Origin of the sequence: Comamonas sp. GB3 AK4-5, assembly GCF_041320665.1 — a bacterium.
Taxonomy (GTDB): domain Bacteria; phylum Pseudomonadota; class Gammaproteobacteria; order Burkholderiales; family Burkholderiaceae_C; genus Comamonas.
This window is the reverse complement of sequence record NZ_CP166730.1, coordinates 4344058-4361359: the sequence shown is the minus strand read 5'-3', so window position 1 is coordinate 4361359 and position 17302 is coordinate 4344058. Positions and strand designations below refer to the sequence as shown.

The following is a 17302-nucleotide window of genomic DNA, read 5'->3' as shown; positions in this document are numbered from 1 at the left end:
GGCACCAGCGCTGCGGGGCGGCCCTTGCGCGGTGCTCCTGGATGGGGCCGTGCCCGTTGCAGAGGCTGCACAGCGTTGCAGCTGTGGATGCGCTTGCATCAAAAAAGAGAGCTTGCTACGCCTGATATCGCTAGGTTTCAAATGAAAAAGTATTTGAAATCAAGTAGATGAAGGCGATGGCTGCTATCAAAACCTATAAGTACAGAGAGACAAAAATCATGCGTGAAGCCGTCATCGTTTCCACCGCCCGCACCCCTTTGGCCAAGTCCCATCGTGGTGAGTTCAATGTCACCCCTGCAGCGCAGCTGGCGGCGTATTCCGTCAAGGCTGCGGTGGAGCGCTCGGGCATGGACCCGGCGCTGATCGAGGATCTGATCCTGGGCTGCGGCAACCCCGAAGGCATGCAGGGCAAGAACCTGGGCCGCCAGACCGTGATCCGCGCCGGCCTGCCGCTGGCCATGGGGGGCGCCACGGTGACGCGCTTTTGTGCCTCGGGCCTGCAATCGATTGCCATCGCCGCCGGCCGCATCGTGGCCGAGGGCGTGGATGCCATGCTGGCCGGTGGTGTGGAAAGCATCTCCGGCGCGCGCGCCCTGGGCACGCCGGCCGATCTGGACCCTTGGCTGGTAGAGCGCAAGCCCGAGCTGTTCATGGCCATGATCGACACCGCCGATGTGGTGGCCAAGCGCTATGGCATCTCGCGCGAAGACCAGGACGCCTTCTCGCTGCTGAGCCAGCAGCGCACGGCCGCTGCCCAGGCCGCCGGCATCTTCGACAGCGAAATCATCCCCTGTGCCGCGCGCATGGCGGAAAAAAACAAGGACACCGGCGAGATCACTTACCGCGACGTGGTGGCCACCCAGGACAACTGCAACCGCCCCGGCACTACCTTGGAAGGCCTGGCCAAGCTGGAGCCCGTGAAGGGCGCAGGCAACTTTGTCACCGCCGGCAATGCCTCGCAGCTGTCCGACGGCTCCAGCGCCTGCGTGGTGGTGGAGGCCAAGGTGGCCGAGCGCCTGGGCCTCCAACCCCTGGGTGCTTTCCGTGGCCTGGCCATTGCCGGCTGCGAGCCCGACGAGATGGGCATTGGCCCGGTGTTTGCCGTGCCCAAGCTGCTCAAGCGCCATGGCCTCACGGTGGATGACATCGACCTGTGGGAGCTGAATGAGGCCTTTGCCTCCCAAGCCCTGTACTGCCAACGCCAGTTGGACATTCCCATGGAGCGGCTCAACGTCAACGGCGGCGCCATTTCCATCGGCCACCCCTTTGGCATGACCGGTGCCCGTCTGGCCGGCCACATCCTGCTGGAAGGCCAGCGCCGCAAGGCCAAGAACCCGTCCGTGAAATACGGCGTGGTGACCATGTGCATTGCCGGTGGCATGGGGGCGGCTGGGCTCTTCGAGATATTTTGAACAACACCCCCTGAGTCGCTGCGCGCCTTCCCCCTCTCTGGCTTCGCCGGAGGAGGACGACACCAGCGCTGCGGGGCGGCCCTTGCGCGGTGTCTCTGACCTGGGGCTGCGCCAGTTTTAGAGGCCTTAGCGCCTGAATGATTGAGGAAGAACGCAATGGATTTGCAATTCACCCCCCAAGAACAAGCCTTCCGCGCGGAGGTGCAGGGTTTTCTGAAGGACAAGCTGCCCAAGCGCATTGCCGACAAGGTCAAGGCAGGCCAACGCCTGAGCAAAGAGGACCAGGCCGAGTGGCATGCCATCCTGAATGCGCGTGGCTGGTATGCCAACCACTGGCCCGAGGCCCATGGCGGCCCGGGCTGGGGGGCGGTGGAAAAATTCATCTTCGACACCGAATGCGCCCTGGCCGGCGGCCCGCGCATCGTGCCCTTTGGCGTGAATATGCTGGGCCCGGTGCTCATCAAATACGGCAACGAAGCGCAAAAAAACTATTGGCTACCCCGCATCCTGAATGGTGATGACTGGTGGTGCCAGGGCTATTCGGAGCCGGGTGCGGGCTCGGACCTGGCCTCGGTCAAGACCACGGCGGTGCGCGATGGAGACCACTACATCGTCAACGGCCAGAAAACCTGGACCACCCAGGGCCAGTACGCCAACATGATTTTTTGCCTGGTGCGCACCAACAAGGATGTGAAGGCGCAGTCCGGCATCAGCTTTTTGCTGGTGGACATGAACACGCCCGGTGTGGAGCTGCGCCCGATTCGCACCCTGGATGGCGACCATGAGGTCAACGAAGTCTTCTTCACCGATGTGAGAGTGCCGGTGGAAAACCTGGTGGGCGAAGAGAACAAGGGCTGGACCTACGCCAAATACCTGCTGACCTATGAGCGCACCGGCATTGCCGGCGTGGGCCTGTGCATCTCGGCCCTGGCCAAGTTGCAGGTGATTGCGGCCAAGGTGCACAAAAACGGCAAGCCTTTGAACCAGGACCCGCTGTTTGCGGCCCGTCTGGCCCGTGTAGAGATTGACCTGGAAAACATGAAGACCACCAATCTGCGCGTGATTGCCGCTGTGGCCGGTGGTGGCGTTCCGGGCGCGGAAAGCTCGATGCTGAAGATTCGTGGCACTGAAATCCGCCAGGAGATTCTGTCGCTGATCCGCCGTGCCATGGGCGTGTATGCCACGCCCTATATCGACGCCGCGCAGTACGAGGGCTATAGCGATGCGCCTGTGGGGCCCGCAGAAGCCGCGACGGCAGCAGCCAACTATTTCAACTACCGCAAGCTGTCGATTTTCGGTGGCTCTAATGAAATCCAGAAGAACATCATTTCGAAAATGATTCTTGGGTTGTGATCGAGCAAAGCTCCAAGGAAGACTGAATATGAACTTCGTACACACCGAAGACCGCCGCATGCTGGCGGATACCTTGAACCGCTTTGTCTCCGAGCAGTACGGCATAGAGCATCGCAACCAGATCGCCTATGGCGATGAAGGCCACAGCCCCGCGCTGTATGCGCAATTTGCCGAGCTGGGTGCCATTGGCGCCCTGTTCCCGGAAAGTGCGGGAGGTTTTGGCGGTGCCGGCTTTGACATCAGCGTGGTGTTTGAGGCCCTGGGCCGTGGCCTGGTGGCCGAGCCCTTGCTGGATGCACTTGTGGTGGGCCAGGCGCTGATCGCCGCAGGCACGGAATCGCAAAAAGCCAAGCTCGAAGCCATCATGGCCGGTGAGCTGATGGCCGCGCTGGCCCATGACGAGCCGGGCAGCCATTACGAGCCGAGCAATGTGGGAGCCACGGCCACCAAAACGGCCACGGGCTGGACCGTGAACGGCGCCAAGGCCGTGGTGGCCTTTGGCGAAAAGGCTGATCTGTTGCTGGTCTCCGCCCGCACCTCCGGCGGCCAGTTCGATACGGCTGGCATCAGCCTGTTCCTGGTGGATGGCAGCGCCGCAGGCATTGCCAAGCGGGGCTACAGCCGCTTTGATGGCGGCCGTGCTGCCGAGCTGACGTTCAGCAATGTGCAGCTGGCGGGCGATGCCCTGCTGGGCGCAGAAGGCCAGGGCTACGCCGTGCTGGAGCATATCCAGGGCTATGCGCTGCTGGCGCTGGCGGCCGAGGCACTGGGCGCCATGGATGTGGCCAAGCAATACACGCTGGAATACCTGCAGACCCGCAAGCAGTTTGGCGTGGCGATCGGCAGCTTCCAGGCCTTGCAGCACCGCATGGCCGACCTGTTGCTGGAGGTCGAGCAAATGCGTTCGGCCGTGACCAATGCGGCCGATGCCATCGACAACGCAGAGGGAGCGGTGCGCGCCAAAGCACTGTCTGCCGCCAAGTACACGGCCGGCTATGTGGGCACCTTGGTGGCCGAGGAAAGCATACAAATGCACGGCGGCATCGGCATGACCTGGGAGCTGCCGCTGGCCCATTACGCCAAGCGCCTGGTGCTGATCGATCACCAGTTCGGGGATGAGGACCATCACCTCGCAAGGTATATGACGCTCACCACCTGAGCTGTGTTCGGTGCGGCTTTCCTCTCTTGGAAGGCCGTGCTTTGGATTCAAGGAGAACAAGATGAGTGAAGCATTGCTGGTGCGCCGTGAAGGCGCGGTGCTGGTGTTGTCCAACAACAATGTGGCGGCGCGCAATGCGCTGTCGCCGGAGTTTTATGCGGCGGTGACGACGGCTTTGACTGATGCTGCTGCAGACGCCAGCGTGGGTGCCGTGGTGCTGACGGGCGAGGGTGGGCATTTTTGTGCCGGTGGCGATTTGCGCCAATTGGCCAAGCGCCGCGAGCTGCCCATGGAAGAGCGCAGGGCCAAGCTGGAAGGTTTGCATGACCTGATCCGGGCCGTGCGTGACTGCCCCAAGCCGGTGATTGCCGCCGTCGAAGGTGCAGCTGCAGGCGCGGGCCTGTCGCTGGCCCTGGCCTGCGACATGCTGGTGGCCGCGAAGAACGCGGTGTTCTCGGTGGCCTATGTGAAGGTGGGACTCACGCCGGATGGCGGCGCCACGGCTTTTCTGGCGGAGTTTGTCTCGCGCCAGGTGCTGACCGAGCTGTGCCTCACGGGTGAGCGCATCAGCGGCGAACGCCTGGCCCAGCTGGGCCCGGTGAACCGGCTGACCGAAGCCGGTGCCGCGCTGGCCGAGGCGGTGGCCTTGGCCCAGCAGGTGGCCACCGGACCCGATCAGGCCATGGCCCGCATCAAGGACCTGTGCCGCCAGGCACCACGCAACACGCTGGAGCAGCAGCTGGAACTGGAAGCCCGGTACATGGTGCGGTCCCAGGAAACCGAAGAGTCGCGCGAAGGCATTGGCGCCTTTCTGGAAAAACGCAGCCCCGATTTTGGGAAGCTGCGCCACCAGCCCCGCTGAACGCAAGCACAAGCAAGGAGACAAGAGCAATGACGGAGAAGACGGCGCAGGCCCAGGAGATGGACTTTCCCTTGGAAGGCGTGCGCGTGCTGGACCTTTCGCGGGTATTTGCCGGCCCGCTGTGCGGCCAGGTGCTGGCCGACTTTGGCGCGGATGTGATCAAGGTGGAGCACCCGGGGCGCGGTGACGATACGCGCGACTGGGGCATGCGCATAGGCAAGACCGAGACCACCTACTACAACAGCATGAACCGCAACAAGCGGTCCATCACGCTGGACCTGCAAACGCCCGAAGGTGTGCAACTGGTGTATGAGCTGCTGCCCCAGTGCGATGTGGTGATCCACAACTTCAAGCATGGCGGAGCGGAGAAGCTGGGCATAGGCTACGAGCAGCTCAAGGCCATCAAGCCCGAGCTGATTTACTGCAGCGTGGCTGGCTACAACAGCAGCACGCCCGAAGCCAAACGACCTGGCTACGACCTGGTGATCCAGGCCGAGGCCGGGCTGATGGCCATCAACGGCGAAGCCGGCACGCCGCCGCTGAAGTTTGGCGTGGCCGTGGTGGATTTGATGACGGGCATGTATGCCGCACAGGCCGTGCTGGCGGCCCTGTTTCAGCGCAGCAAAACGGGCCGAGGCCGGCAGATCGAGCTGTCGCTCTACGACTGTGGCCTGGGCATCAACGGCTACTACGCGCTGGATGCCATGCTGCTGGGCCATGACACGCAGCGCTATGGCAATGCCCACCCCTCCATCGTGCCCTATGGCATGTTCGAGGCAACTGATGGCCCGCTGATCATTGCCGTGGGCAACAACAGCCAGTTCGACAAATTCTGCCGCCAGGTCATTGGCCGCCCCGATATCGTCGAAGACCCGCGCTTTGCCACCAATGTGGAGCGCGCCAGAAATCGCATGGAGCTGCAGCCCTTGATGACCGAGATCATCAAAAGCTTTGAACGCGATGTGCTGCTGGAGCGCATGGCGGCCTGCGGCATTCCCAGTGGCCAGGTGGCCGGGTTGTATGAGGCATTGACCAGCGAGCGCACGCGCCAGGCCGGTGTGTTTCAGCAAATGCCCCATCCGGTGGCGGGCCAGACCTGGGTGTTTGCACCGCCTTATCGCCTGGATGGCCAGCGCCTGCCCATCCGCAGTGCGCCGCCCACATTGGGAGAGGGCACACGCGAGGTGCTGCAGCAGTTGCTGCAGCTGCCCGAAGAAGTGCTGCAGGAGTTGCAGGCCAAGGGCGTGCTGACGCTGCCGAAGGCCTGAAATGACGCACCCACTGCGTTGCTGCGTGGGTGCTTGGACATGAGGCCATTGATGGCGAGGAACTGAGCCAAGACCGCATTTCTGCAAAGACCACGCCACGATGGTCAAGGAGTGCGATTTCCCTTCCCAGACCGACCACTTCAGGAGACAAGGATATGGGTTTCAACGCTTTCAATCGACGCAACGCCCTGCAGGGCATGGCCGCTCTGGCGGGGAGCAGCTTGCTGCCACACGCGAGCTGGGCCAAGGCGGCTTATCCCAGCAAGCCGGTGCGCTTCATCGTGCCCTTCAACCCCGGAGGGGCGACCGACATCGTGGCCCGCGTGCTGGGTGAATCCATGTCCAAGCGCATGGGTCAGCCCATTCTGGTGGAAAACAAGGGCGGCGCTGCCGGCATGCTGGGCACCGACCAGGTGGCCAAGGCCGCGGCCGATGGCTACACGCTGGTGGTGTCGCTCAGCACCTCGCTGATGACCAACCAGTTCCTCTACAGCAAGATGGCCTACAACCCGCAGAAGGACTTGCGGATGCTGTCGCTGATCGCGTCGGCGCCGGTCACGCTGGTGGTCCATCCTTCGGTACCGGCCAACAACATGAAGGAGCTGTTGGCCTGGGTCAAGGCCAACAAGGGCAAGGTGTCCTACGGCTCCTGGGGCGTGGGCTCGTACGCCCATTTGGGCGGTGCCTATATGAGCAAGACCATGAACGCCGATATGACCCATGTGGCCTACAAGGGCGAAGCCCCCATGCTCCAGGAGCTGATCGGTGGCCAGCTGCAGCTGTGTTTTGCGAGTGCGCAGAACACAAAGGCCTTTATCGATGCCGGCCGCCTCAAGGCCATTGGCGTCACGGGCCGCCAGCGCATGACGGTGCTGCCCAATCTGCCCACGATTTACGAGCAGGGTGTGACCGACGAGGCCTATGCCGTTGTGGGTTGGGTGGCCATGGCGGCGCCGGCAGGCATACCCCAGGACCTCGTGGACCAGATCTATGCCCAGGTGCGCGAGTCTGTCAAGGATGCCAAGGTGCTGGAGCGCATTGCGGGGGCGGGCTTCTTGCCTGTTTTCAGCAGACCGGATGAATTTGCCAAGGCCTATGCCAGTGAGATGCCTGTGTGGAAGCACTTGGTTGAACTGGCAGAAGCCCGGATCGACTGATTCAAAAAAATCCTGGCGCGCGTGTGGGCGTCCGCGCGCAGGCCATGTAGATACAAGACGCTTGATGGAGACAGCATGAGTAGCATGGACCGCGCACAGGGCGCATCCCGTTTTTCTTTTCCCCGGCGCACGGCGCTGGCTTTTCTGGCAGCGCCGTTGCTGGCTGGCACGGCCCTGGCCCAGCAGGCCTGGCCGAGCAAGCCCATCACCTTGATCGTGCCTTTCCCTGCGGGGGGGCCGACCGATGTGATCTCACGCATTGTGGGCAAGGAGCTGTCAGACCGTCTCAAGCAACCCGTGATTGTGGAAAACCGCGCGGGTGCCTCGGGCTCCATTGCGGCCAGCCAGGTCAAGCGTGCCGCACCCGACGGCTATACCCTGATGACCTTGGCCACGCCCACGCTGTTTGCTCCCTTGTTCTACAAGGGCGCTGGCTATGACGTGGTGAAGGATTTCACGGCCATCTCCATGATTTACGACCTGCCCATTGTGATGGTGGTCAATCCCAGCAAGCTGCCCGGTGTCACCACCTTGCCTAAGCTGATTGAAACCGCGCGTGCACAGAAGGACCCGCTGAACTACACCACCAGCGGTGCCGGCAGCTTTGGCCATATGAGCATGGAGTTGCTCAAGGATCTGGGCAAGTTCGACATGCAGCATGTGGCCTACAAGGGCGGCGTGCCGGCGATCACCGACACCATCGGTGGCCAGGTGCCCATCATGTATGCCGACCTGGTGGCTGCGCTGCCCCACATCAAATCCGGCAAGCTGGTGGCGGTGGCCGTGGGTTCGCCCGAGCGTGTGAGCGTGGTGCCCGAGGTCAAGACCATTGCCGAGCAGGGTATTCAAGGTTTCTCCGCCGTATCTCTGGGGGCCTTGCTGGGCCCCAAGGGCATGCCCGCAGAGGTGGTGGTGCGCCTGAACAAGGAGATCAAGGACATCCTGGGGCAAAAAGAAGTGCAGGAGCGCATCCTGGGCGCCGGTGCCATTGCCCGCTTCCTGCCAGCGCAAGCCCTGCAGCAAAGCCTGACGGCAGACTTTGCCAAGTGGAGCAAGGTGGTGAAGGAAAAGGGCATGGTCGCGGAATAAGCACGCGGTGCATGCGCGGCCTGGCTGGCGCGCATGCACAGTCCGCGCAGCCTGTATTCGCCATTCGTGAATCCCTGTTTCTGAAATACTGAATTCATAGCTGCCGGTGCTTGCTGTATAAGCTCTGGCAACCATTTCAACCAACAACTTCCGAAAGAGAAAACCATGAAAGTATTGGTCCCAGTCAAGCGGGTGGTGGACTACAACGTCAAGGTCCGCGTCAAGAGCGATGGCACAGGCGTGGACATCGCCAACGTCAAGATGAGCATGAACCCGTTTGACGAGATTGCGGTGGAAGAAGCCGTGCGCCTGAAGGAAAAAGGCGTGGTCACGGAAGTGATCGCGGTGTCCTGCGGCGTGGCGCAATGCCAGGAGACGCTGCGCACGGCCATGGCCATTGGCGCCGACCGCGGCATTCTGGTGGAAACCGATGTCGAGCTGCAGCCCCTGGCCGTGGCCAAGCTGCTCAAGGCCCTGGTGGACAAAGAGCAACCCGGCTTGGTGATTCTGGGCAAGCAGGCCATCGACGGCGACAACAACCAGACCGGCCAGATGCTGGCGGCGCTGGCTGATCTGCCCCAGGCCACCTTTGCCTCCAAGGTGGAAGTGGCCGGCGACAAGGTGAATGTGACGCGTGAAGTGGACGGCGGCCTGGAGACCCTGGCCCTGAGCACGCCCGCCATCATCACCACCGACCTGCGCCTGAACGAGCCGCGTTATGTGACGCTGCCCAACATCATGAAGGCCAAGAAAAAGCAGCTGGACACGGTGAAGCCCGAGGACTTGGGTGTGGACGTGACGGCCCGCATCAAGACGCTGAAGGTCTCCGAGCCCGCCAAGCGCGGCGCCGGTGTGAAGGTGGCCGATGTGGCCGCTCTGGTCGACAAGCTCAAAAACGAAGCGAAGGTGATTTGACCCCCTGAGCCGCTTCGCGTCTTCCCCCAAGGGGGACGGCAGCCGCGCTTCGGGGCGGCCCTCGCGCGCTGCCCTGACCTGGGCTGCGTCAGTTTCAGGGGCCTGTCTTTCCATCCCAGACTTCGCAAGAACGTAAAGAATTTAGAGGTTGAACATGACTTCTCTCGTCATCGCAGAACACGACAACGCTTCGCTCAAGGGCGCTACTTTGAACACCGTGACGGCCGCCAAGGCCTGCGGCGGTGAGGTGCATGTGCTGGTGGCTGGCGAAAATGCCGGCGCTGCTGCCGCTGCCGCTGCCCAGATCGCTGGTGTGAGCAAGGTGATCCATGCCGACGGCGCAAGCCTCAAAGACGGCCTGGCAGAAAACCTGACCGCCCAGGTGCTGGCTGTGCAGGCCTCCGGCAACTACAGCCACATCCTGTTCTCGGCCACGGCCTCGGGCAAGAACGTGGCCCCGCGCGTGGCTGCCAAGCTGGACGTGGGCCAGATCAGCGACATCACCAAGGTGGACAGCGCCGACACCTTCGAGCGCCCCATCTATGCCGGCAACGCCGTGGCCACTGTGCAGAGCACGGATACCGTGAAGGTGATCACCGTGCGCGGCACGGGCTTTGACGCCGCTGCCACCACCGGTGGTTCGGCCGCTGTGGAAACCGTGGCGGCTGTGGCCGACGCCGGCAAGAGCAGCTTTGTGGGCCGCGAAGTCACCAAGAACGACCGCCCCGAGCTGACGGCCGCCAAGATCATCGTCTCCGGCGGCCGTGCCCTGGGCAGCGCCGAGAAGTTCAACGAAGTGATGACCCCGCTGGCCGACAAGCTGGGCGCGGCTATTGGCGCCTCGCGCGCGGCGGTGGACGCAGGCTATGCGCCCAACGACCTGCAAGTGGGCCAGACCGGCAAGATCGTGGCGCCGCAGCTGTATATCGCTGCCGGCATCTCGGGCGCCATCCAGCATTTGGCCGGCATGAAGGACTCCAAGGTGATCGTGGCGATCAACAAGGACCCGGAAGCGCCGATCTTCTCGGTGGCTGACTACGGTCTGGAGGCCGACCTGTTCCAGGCTGTGCCGGAACTGGTGAGCAAGCTGTAAGCAAGCGTACCGTGTATCCATTTCAAGGAGCCTTCGGGCTCCTTTTTTGTAACATGAACATGGTTTGTTGTTTTCAGCCACGGCAAAAAACAATGGCCTGCTGAAACAATATGTATTTGAGAATATGGCGCTTGTCGGAGAATGACTGACGCAGAAAGTGGGTGTGTACTCTCGGTTTTTTGAGGATTTTTTACGTTCTCAGGAAGGTTAAAGGTGGTTCATTTCGATAGCTGATTACTATAATCATCGGAGAATCGATTTGTTTTTAATGACATTGGAGCGTCGACTGAAGATTGAATCGATTCGCCAGGACGCAAGGTCATGCTCCAAGAATACCGGTCGGAAGCCGGTAGCTCCGCCTTGCCGAGGGGGAGACTCCCACCATGTTCGTGTCGCACAAGCATGCGAGACATGCAAGGGCGGGCCGTATTGTGAGATTTTCTGTAAGACAGTCAGGGGCTTTGGCTCCGTCTGCTGCGGTTATCTCGCAGGCTCGCTCTATGCAGCACTGTGCTGTGGCCATGCGCCATATGCTGTGCCAAGGCAATGCTTGCCATTTGTTTCCAAGTAAAACATTTTCGAGGAAGTGGGCCGTCGTGCCTCTATCCCCGTGCTCGCGCCAAAGAGAAGGCGCGAGAGACACCGCCAACTGAGGAGGGCAGAAAAATGCAACTCAAACCTATTGCTCAAATTGTGATCGCCATGGGCGCAGCCGCGCTTTCGCTGGGTGCCGCCGCGCAAACTGCAGGCAATGTGCTGCAACTGCCCAAAGTGGTGGAAAAAGCCGTGACCACGCACCCCGAGGTGCGTGCGCGCTACCAGGACTTTATGTCGTCGCTGGAAGGTCAGAACGTCGCACGCGGCGGATGGCGTCCCCAGGTGACGGCGCAAGGCTGGGTGGGCAAGGAGTGGCGCAGCCATATGCCAGGCCAGTCCAACTATGACTGGAACCGTCCGGGATGGAATCTGGATTTGCGCCAACTGATTTTTGATGGCGGTATCACCAGCAACAACATCAGCCAGTGGGGCTTTGAAAAGCTGTCCGGCTATTACGAGTTGATGGCCACTTCAAACAATCTGGCCAATGAGGCGACAGCCGCCTACCTGGATGTGCAGCGCTATCGCGAAATGCAAATCCTGGCGCGTGACAACTACAGCGTGCACGAAACCACGCTGAAACAGCTGCGTGAGCGCCAGCAGTCTGGTGTGGGGCGCGGTGTGGACCTGGAGCAGGCCAACGGTCGTCTGGCATTGGCGCAGAGCAATCTGATGACGGAGAGCAACAACCTCAACGATGTGTCGCAGCGCTACCGACGCGTGGTGGGCGAATACCCCGTTGCGGAGCTCGAGCCTGTAGCCGATATAGGGGGAAAGCTGCCTGCGTCGACCGGGACCGCTAACTTTGTCGACTCGCTGCGCGCCAATCCCAGCCTGCTGTCCAAGCAGGCTCTGGTTCAGGCGGCACAAGCGGGCGAGAAATCGGCCAAGGGCTCACGCGCTCCGTTGGTGGAGCTGCGTGCCGGCGTGGGGCGTGATCGTTCGCAGCCCGATGGCATCTATCGCGACATGCAGAGCGCGCATGTCCAGGTGTTGATGACCTACAACCTCTACCGCGGTGGCTCGGATGAGGCCCGCGTGCGCCAGACGGCTGCCCAGGCCTATGCTGCCCGCGATGTGGCGGACTACACCTGCCGCAATGTGCAGCAGGAACTCTCGATCTCGTGGAACAACATCATGCGCCTGCGTCAGCAGATGCCTTTCCTGCAGGAGCATGAGCAGTCAACGGCCAAGGTCCGGTTGGCCTATCAGCAGCAGTTCCAGATCGGTCAGCGTACGTTGCTGGACTTGTTGAATACGGAAAACGAGTTGTTTGACGCCCGTCGTGCATTGCTGAATGCGCAATACGACCTCAAAAAGGCCGAATACCAGTGGCTGGCACTGTCGAGCAAGCTGTTGGAGACTCTGGGTTTGGCGCAGCCTCACTCGGGTGACCTGCCGCAAGAGCAACAATCGTTGACGCTCCCGGATGATCTGCTGCAAGCTTGCATGACTCCGCTGCCAGATACCACCAATCTGGCTCCCGTGATCGCGTATGGTGAAGGCGACAAGCCTCCGGTGCTGAAAACGACCCGGTAATCTGAGCGATCACATTGCAACGAGCAGGCCCGGTTTTTCCGGGCCTGAAAGACATGGACGACCCTCACAAGCCCCAAGAAGATCCCAGCGTACCTGGCGAGCGAGAGATGCACGATCTCGACGATGGCTTTATTCGTGTGCTGGAAGATCTGATCGATGCGCTGCTGGCCAATGGCACGCTGCGCTTGACCGATCTGCCGCCCCAGGCGCTGGAAAAGCTGGAGCGGCGCAAGGCGACGCGGCTGCGTATCCGTGATGCAAACAGCCTGATCAATGACGACGAAGAGCTGATCTGAGAACCCATGTCCGTGCAAGACCCCCACAGCGCCGCCGCGACGGCAGAGCGCCCTACTGATCCGGTGGCAGAACCTGCGGTTTCTGCCACTGAAAAAATTCCGGCAGCAGAGCAAAAAGACTCGGCTGCGATCACCAAGCTGGCATCCGAGGCCGCTGCTGCTGCAGCAGCGGCGCGTGCGAAGGTGCCTTCGTCTCCCGTGCCAGGCATGCCGCCGCCCCATGTGGTGCATGACGACCCTTTGCTTGCCTGTCTGGTTGAGCTCACCCGCCTTCACGGGCATCCGCTGACCGCACAGGCGCTGAGCAATGGCCTGCCGCTGGTGGCGCAGCGCCTCACGCCTTCTTTGTTACCACGGGCCGCGGCCCGGGCCCATTGCACTGCACGCGTAGTGCGTCGTGATCTGGAGCGTCTGCCCGCCGCTTTGCTGCCAGCCATTGTGTTGCTGGAAGGCAGTCGTGCAGCACTGCTGTTGCAGGAGTTGGCGGATGGCCGCCTCTTGGTGCAGTTCCCCGAATCAGACAGCCCTGTCAGCATGGAGCATGCCGAGCTGCAGGCCATCTATAGCGGTGTGATCTGTTTTGTGCGTCCGCAGTTCAGGTTGGAGAAGCGCTCCATCCAGGCCGGCGTCGAGGCGCGCAGCAGCCACTGGTTCTGGGCTGTGATTTGGGAGAACTGGCGCCTGTATCGGGACGCGCTGGTGGCCGCCGTGCTGATCAATGTGTTCGCATTGGCCATGCCCTTGTTCTCCATGAATGTGTATGACCGGGTGGTGCCCAATAACGCGGTGGAAACCTTGTGGGTGCTGGCCATTGGCATCAGCCTGGTGCTGCTGTTCAACTTTGTGTTGACCACGGTGCGCTCTTATGTGGTGGATACCGCCAGCAAGCGTGTCGATGTCAAATTGTCGGCCCAGATCATGGAGCGTGTGCTGGACCTGCGCATGGAAGCCCGTCCGGCCTCTGTGGGCTCGTTTGCTTCCAATCTTCGTTCGTTCGAGTCGGTGCGCGATTTCATCGCCTCTGCCAGTCTGACCACGCTGGTGGACCTTCCCTTTGTGCTGTTGTTCCTGGCGGTGCTGGCCTGGGTGTCTCCTTGGATGCTGATTCCGCCGGTGGTAGCCATTGTGGCGGTGCTGGCCGTGTCGTTTGTCGCACAGGCACGTATGGAGGCTATGACCATCAAGACCTTCCAGGCAGCCTCTCAGCGCAACGGCCTCTTGGTGGAGTCGCTGACCAACCTGGAAGCCGTGAAGACCTTGAACGCCCAGAGCAGTGTGCAGCGTCTGTGGGAAAGCTCCACGGAATATCTGGCCTTCATGGGCGGCAAGATCAAGCTCATCTCTTCGGCCACCGTCAACTTTGTGCAGACCATGCAGCAGATGGTGTCGGTGGCCGTGGTGGTGATCGGTGTCTATCTGGTGCAGGACGCGGCCCTGTCCATGGGCGGCATCATTGCGGCATCCATGATCGCGGGGCGCTGCCTGGCGCCGCTGGGCCAAGTGGCTGGGCTGATGATGCAGTACCAGAACGCCCGCACCTCGCTGAACTCCATCGACAACTATATGAAGATGCCGGTGGAGCGTACGCAGGACAAGGAATACGTCAGCCGGCCCAGTCTGGAAGGGGCAATCGAGTTTCGCAACGTCAGCTTTACCTACCCGGGTGGCAAGCACCCCGTGCTCAATAATCTGTCTTTCAAAGTGGCAGCGGGCGAGCGCGTCGGCATCATTGGCCGTATCGGATCGGGCAAGAGTACGCTGGAAAAATTGGTGTTGGGCCTGTACCAGCCGACCGAGGGCGCCGTGCTGGTGGATGGCGTGGATGTGCGCCAAATCGATCCTAGCGATCTGCGCCGCGCTATCGGCCATGTGCCTCAGGACCCTATGCTGTTCTATGGCAGCCTCAAGCAAAACCTGCTGATTGGCGCGCCCTATGCCAGTGAGGAAGACATGCTGCAGGCCGCACGCCTTGCAGGCGTCAATGAATTCGCCGACCAGCATCCAGATGGCTATGACATGCCCATCGGTGAGCGGGGTGAGTCACTTTCAGGTGGTCAGCGGCAATCCATTGCCGTAGCACGGGCCATGATCCATGACCCCGCTGTTCTGCTGCTGGATGAGCCCAGCAGCAATCTGGACAACCAAAGTGAAGCAATGCTTCGACGTCGCTTGGTGGACGCCGGAAGCGACAAGACCATGCTGCTGGTCACCCATCGCACGGCCTTGCTGGAGTTGGTGGAGCGTTTGATTGTGGTGGATGGCGGAAAAATCGTCGCCGACGGACCCAAGGAACAAGTGGTGCAGGCCCTCAAGCAAGGCCGCATTGGAAGTGTGGCAGGCCGCGCATGAAGCAGAACAAACTCAATCTGAAAGACCGTCTGCGCCAGGGCCTGAATTGGCTGATGGAAGGCAGCGAAGCAGTCAGCCAGCACAACGCCGCCGACTTTGCCGCCGATGCGCAATGGGCAACTGCCCAGCAGCAGGCCAGGGGCTCGCGTCTGCTGATCTGGCTGGCATTGGCCGTCGTGTTGGTGCTGGTGCTGTGGGCCAGTCTGGGGCATATCGACGAGGTCGTGCGCGGTCAGGGCAAGGTGGTGCCTTCGCGCCAGGTGCAGGTGGTGCAAAGCCTGGACGGTGGTGTCGTGGAAGAGATTCTGGTACGCCCTGGTCAGCGAGTCGAAGAAGGTCAGGTGCTGCTGCGCATCGATCCCACACGCTACAGCTCCTCGCTGGGCGAAAACAAAGCTGACACGCTGTCCCTGAAGGCCAAGGCCGCACGCCTGGAGGCATTGGCTTCGGGCGAGATATTGCAAATGCCGGAAGAGGTGCAAACAGCCGCCCCCAAGCTGGCGGAGATGGAGCGCCGTGTCTGGGAAAGCCGCACGCAGGAGTTCAACACCACCATCAATATTGCACGCGACCAGTTGCGGCAACGGCAACAGGAGCTGCGAGAAACGCTGGCCAACCGTGACCAGGCCTCTTCCAGCTGCAGCTTGACGTCGGAAGAGCTGGCTGTGACCCGGCCTTTGCTCAAGAGCGGCGCTGTGTCGGAAGTGGATCTGTTGCGCCTGCAGCGTGATGTGGCCCGCTTTTGCGGCGAAGCCAAGGCGGCCAGTGCGCAGAGCGACCGCATCCGTGCAGCCATTCAAGAGGCAGAAAAGAAAATTCAGGAGGCCGAGCTCAATGTGCGCAACCAAGCACGCGTGGAACTGGCTGAGACCCGTGCCAAGCTCAGCAATCTGGAGCAAGGTCAGGTGGCGCTGGAAGACCGCGTCAAATTGGCCGAGGTGCGTGCGCCTGTGCGCGGCACGGTCAACACGCTGATGGCCAACACGGTCGGCGGAGTGGTACAGCCAGGCAAGGACATTCTGGATATCGTGCCTCTGGACGACACCTTGCTGCTGGAAGTGCAGATCAACCCGCGGGATATCGGTTTTCTGCACTACGGCCAGAAGGCCGAAGTCAAGTTCACTGCGTATGACTTTGCCATCTACGGTGGCTTGCCAGGAGTGGTCGAGCAGATTGGTGCCAACACCATCACCGATGAAAAAGGTAACTCCTTCTACATCGGCAAGGTGCGTACCGATCGCACCAATGTGGGTGATGACTCGCGGCCCATTATTCCGGGCATGCAGGCAGAGGTGCACATCCTGACGGGAAAGCGCACCTTGATGCAGTACCTGCTCAAGCCCATTTTGCGAGCCAAGTCGAACGCCTTCACGGAGCGTTAGTCGCGCCGCGCACCAGACACCTATAACGACGAATGAAGAGAGGGAAAGTGGAATGCATGCATTGCCTGTCTTGATGCTCACACAAGATGCAGCGCTGTGGCAGCACTGGCAGCAGATCGCCAGTGCGCAATGGCTACCAGCGCGCGGTAGCACTCTGGCGGACCTGGAGCGCTGGAAGCAGAAAAACCGCAGTCTGGTGGTGCTTGACGCTGCCTTGCCACAGCTGCCGAGCTGGACCGATTCTCGCTGGGCAGCGGTGGTGGGAGATGTGAAACTGCTGGTGCTCAGCAGCCGTCCCAGTGACGAGGATGCACGCCAGGCGCTGGCAGTAGGTTGCTGCGGCTATGCCCATGCCTATTCCACGCTGACCACGTTGACCAACATCTTGCACAGCATTGCGACAGGCAATATCTGGATGGGGCGCTCGCTGCTGCAGCGTCTGCTACAGGATGTTGATGCCCGTCTGCCGGAGCCCGGAGTGCAATGGGCGGATCAGCTGTCACGGCGAGAGCAGGAGGTGGCGCGCTTGGCCGCGATGGGGCAAAGCAATGCGGATATCGCCGAGCGCTTGTCCATCAGTGAGCGCACTGTACGCGCCCATTTGTCGGCCATTTTTGAAAAGCTGCAGGTGCAGGACCGCTTGATGTTGGCCCTCAAGGTGCATGGCATTGGCCGGGGGCAAGCGGCGTAAGCTCAAAGCGAAATCGAGTCATCTTTGGTAATGGGGTTGCTATACAGGCAGTTGCTGCTGTTGAATTAATTGCGCCTTGGGTCTCGACCTGAGTGCTGGCCCTGTCAAAAACAGGCCTGCCGTATGGCAGGCCTGTTTTT

General features: G+C 61.4%; 14 protein-coding genes. All 14 read left to right on the top strand.

Annotated elements, in window-relative coordinates; translation table 11 throughout:
* Positions 1-218 precede the first annotated feature (218 nt).
* The 14 genes from ACA027_RS19400 to ACA027_RS19335 all read left to right on the top strand — a co-directional run bounded on the left by ACA027_RS19400 (position 219) and on the right by ACA027_RS19335 (position 17162).
* Entirely contained in the window at positions 219-1412 is a 1194-nt protein-coding gene (locus tag ACA027_RS19400; RefSeq protein WP_370679823.1) for an acetyl-CoA C-acyltransferase, read from the top strand.
* 156 nt (positions 1413-1568) lie between these two features.
* Positions 1569-2765 carry an acyl-CoA dehydrogenase family protein gene (locus ACA027_RS19395; RefSeq protein ID WP_370679822.1) on the top strand — a complete coding sequence of 399 codons (1197 nt, stop codon included), beginning with the start codon at positions 1569-1571 and terminating at the stop codon, positions 2763-2765.
* A 28-nt stretch (positions 2766-2793) separates the two neighbouring features.
* Positions 2794-3924 (top strand): acyl-CoA dehydrogenase family protein, encoded by a 1131-nt coding sequence (locus tag ACA027_RS19390; RefSeq protein ID WP_370679821.1) that lies wholly within the window; start codon positions 2794-2796, stop codon positions 3922-3924.
* 61 nt (positions 3925-3985) lie between these two features.
* Complete coding sequence (locus tag ACA027_RS19385; RefSeq protein ID WP_370679820.1) at positions 3986-4786, top strand: oxepin-CoA hydrolase, alternative type; 801 nt, start codon at positions 3986-3988, stop codon at positions 4784-4786.
* 29 nt (positions 4787-4815) lie between these two features.
* Entirely contained in the window at positions 4816-6054 is a 1239-nt protein-coding gene (locus ACA027_RS19380) for a CaiB/BaiF CoA transferase family protein (protein WP_370679819.1), read from the top strand.
* Between the two features lie 155 nt (positions 6055-6209).
* Positions 6210-7211, top strand: coding sequence for a Bug family tripartite tricarboxylate transporter substrate binding protein (locus tag ACA027_RS19375; RefSeq protein ID WP_370679818.1), 1002 nt, complete (start codon positions 6210-6212; stop codon positions 7209-7211).
* 84 nt (positions 7212-7295) lie between these two features.
* Entirely contained in the window at positions 7296-8300 is a 1005-nt protein-coding gene (locus tag ACA027_RS19370; protein WP_370682633.1) for a Bug family tripartite tricarboxylate transporter substrate binding protein, read from the top strand.
* A gap of 165 nt (positions 8301-8465) precedes the next feature.
* Positions 8466-9215 carry an electron transfer flavoprotein subunit beta/FixA family protein gene (locus ACA027_RS19365; RefSeq protein ID WP_370679817.1) on the top strand — a complete coding sequence of 250 codons (750 nt, stop codon included), beginning with the start codon at positions 8466-8468 and terminating at the stop codon, positions 9213-9215.
* A 154-nt stretch (positions 9216-9369) separates the two neighbouring features.
* Positions 9370-10308 (top strand): electron transfer flavoprotein subunit alpha/FixB family protein, encoded by a 939-nt coding sequence (locus tag ACA027_RS19360; protein ID WP_370679816.1) that lies wholly within the window; start codon positions 9370-9372, stop codon positions 10306-10308.
* Between the two features lie 666 nt (positions 10309-10974).
* On the top strand, positions 10975-12444 hold the full coding sequence (locus tag ACA027_RS19355; RefSeq protein ID WP_370679815.1) for a TolC family outer membrane protein: 1470 nt from the start codon (positions 10975-10977) through the stop codon (positions 12442-12444).
* A 53-nt stretch (positions 12445-12497) separates the two neighbouring features.
* A complete protein-coding gene (locus ACA027_RS19350) occupies positions 12498-12740 on the top strand; it encodes a hypothetical protein (RefSeq protein ID WP_370679814.1) in 243 nt (80 codons plus the stop codon).
* Positions 12741-12947: 207 nt separating this feature from the next.
* Positions 12948-15089: a type I secretion system permease/ATPase gene (locus ACA027_RS19345; RefSeq protein WP_370682632.1), complete on the top strand. Its 2142-nt coding sequence runs from the start codon at positions 12948-12950 to the stop codon at positions 15087-15089.
* Positions 15086-16471, top strand: coding sequence for an HlyD family type I secretion periplasmic adaptor subunit (locus ACA027_RS19340; RefSeq protein ID WP_370679813.1), 1386 nt, complete (start codon positions 15086-15088; stop codon positions 16469-16471). Before ACA027_RS19345 ends, ACA027_RS19340 begins: the two co-directional genes overlap by 4 nt.
* Positions 16472-16523: 52 nt before the next feature.
* Positions 16524-17162 (top strand): LuxR C-terminal-related transcriptional regulator, encoded by a 639-nt coding sequence (locus tag ACA027_RS19335; protein ID WP_370679812.1) that lies wholly within the window; start codon positions 16524-16526, stop codon positions 17160-17162.
* The last annotated feature ends 140 nt before the right edge of the window (positions 17163-17302 follow it).

What these genes read in the sequence shown, in the direction of transcription:
- ACA027_RS19400 (WP_370679823.1), top strand. Translation starts at nt 219, where the DNA reads ATGCGTGAAGCCGTCATCGTTTCCACCGCCCGCACCCCTTTGGCCAAG.
- ACA027_RS19395 (WP_370679822.1), top strand. Translation starts at nt 1,569, where the DNA reads ATGGATTTGCAATTCACCCCCCAAGAACAAGCCTTCCGCGCGGAGGTG.
- ACA027_RS19390 (WP_370679821.1), top strand. Translation starts at nt 2,794, where the DNA reads ATGAACTTCGTACACACCGAAGACCGCCGCATGCTGGCGGATACCTTG.
- ACA027_RS19385 (WP_370679820.1), top strand. Translation starts at nt 3,986, where the DNA reads ATGAGTGAAGCATTGCTGGTGCGCCGTGAAGGCGCGGTGCTGGTGTTG.
- ACA027_RS19380 (WP_370679819.1), top strand. Translation starts at nt 4,816, where the DNA reads ATGACGGAGAAGACGGCGCAGGCCCAGGAGATGGACTTTCCCTTGGAA.
- ACA027_RS19375 (WP_370679818.1), top strand. Translation starts at nt 6,210, where the DNA reads ATGGGTTTCAACGCTTTCAATCGACGCAACGCCCTGCAGGGCATGGCC.
- ACA027_RS19370 (WP_370682633.1), top strand. Translation starts at nt 7,296, where the DNA reads ATGGACCGCGCACAGGGCGCATCCCGTTTTTCTTTTCCCCGGCGCACG.
- ACA027_RS19365 (WP_370679817.1), top strand. Translation starts at nt 8,466, where the DNA reads ATGAAAGTATTGGTCCCAGTCAAGCGGGTGGTGGACTACAACGTCAAG.
- ACA027_RS19360 (WP_370679816.1), top strand. Translation starts at nt 9,370, where the DNA reads ATGACTTCTCTCGTCATCGCAGAACACGACAACGCTTCGCTCAAGGGC.
- ACA027_RS19355 (WP_370679815.1), top strand. Translation starts at nt 10,975, where the DNA reads ATGCAACTCAAACCTATTGCTCAAATTGTGATCGCCATGGGCGCAGCC.
- ACA027_RS19350 (WP_370679814.1), top strand. Translation starts at nt 12,498, where the DNA reads ATGGACGACCCTCACAAGCCCCAAGAAGATCCCAGCGTACCTGGCGAG.
- ACA027_RS19345 (WP_370682632.1), top strand. Translation starts at nt 12,948, where the DNA reads ATGCCGCCGCCCCATGTGGTGCATGACGACCCTTTGCTTGCCTGTCTG.
- ACA027_RS19340 (WP_370679813.1), top strand. Translation starts at nt 15,086, where the DNA reads ATGAAGCAGAACAAACTCAATCTGAAAGACCGTCTGCGCCAGGGCCTG.
- ACA027_RS19335 (WP_370679812.1), top strand. Translation starts at nt 16,524, where the DNA reads ATGCATGCATTGCCTGTCTTGATGCTCACACAAGATGCAGCGCTGTGG.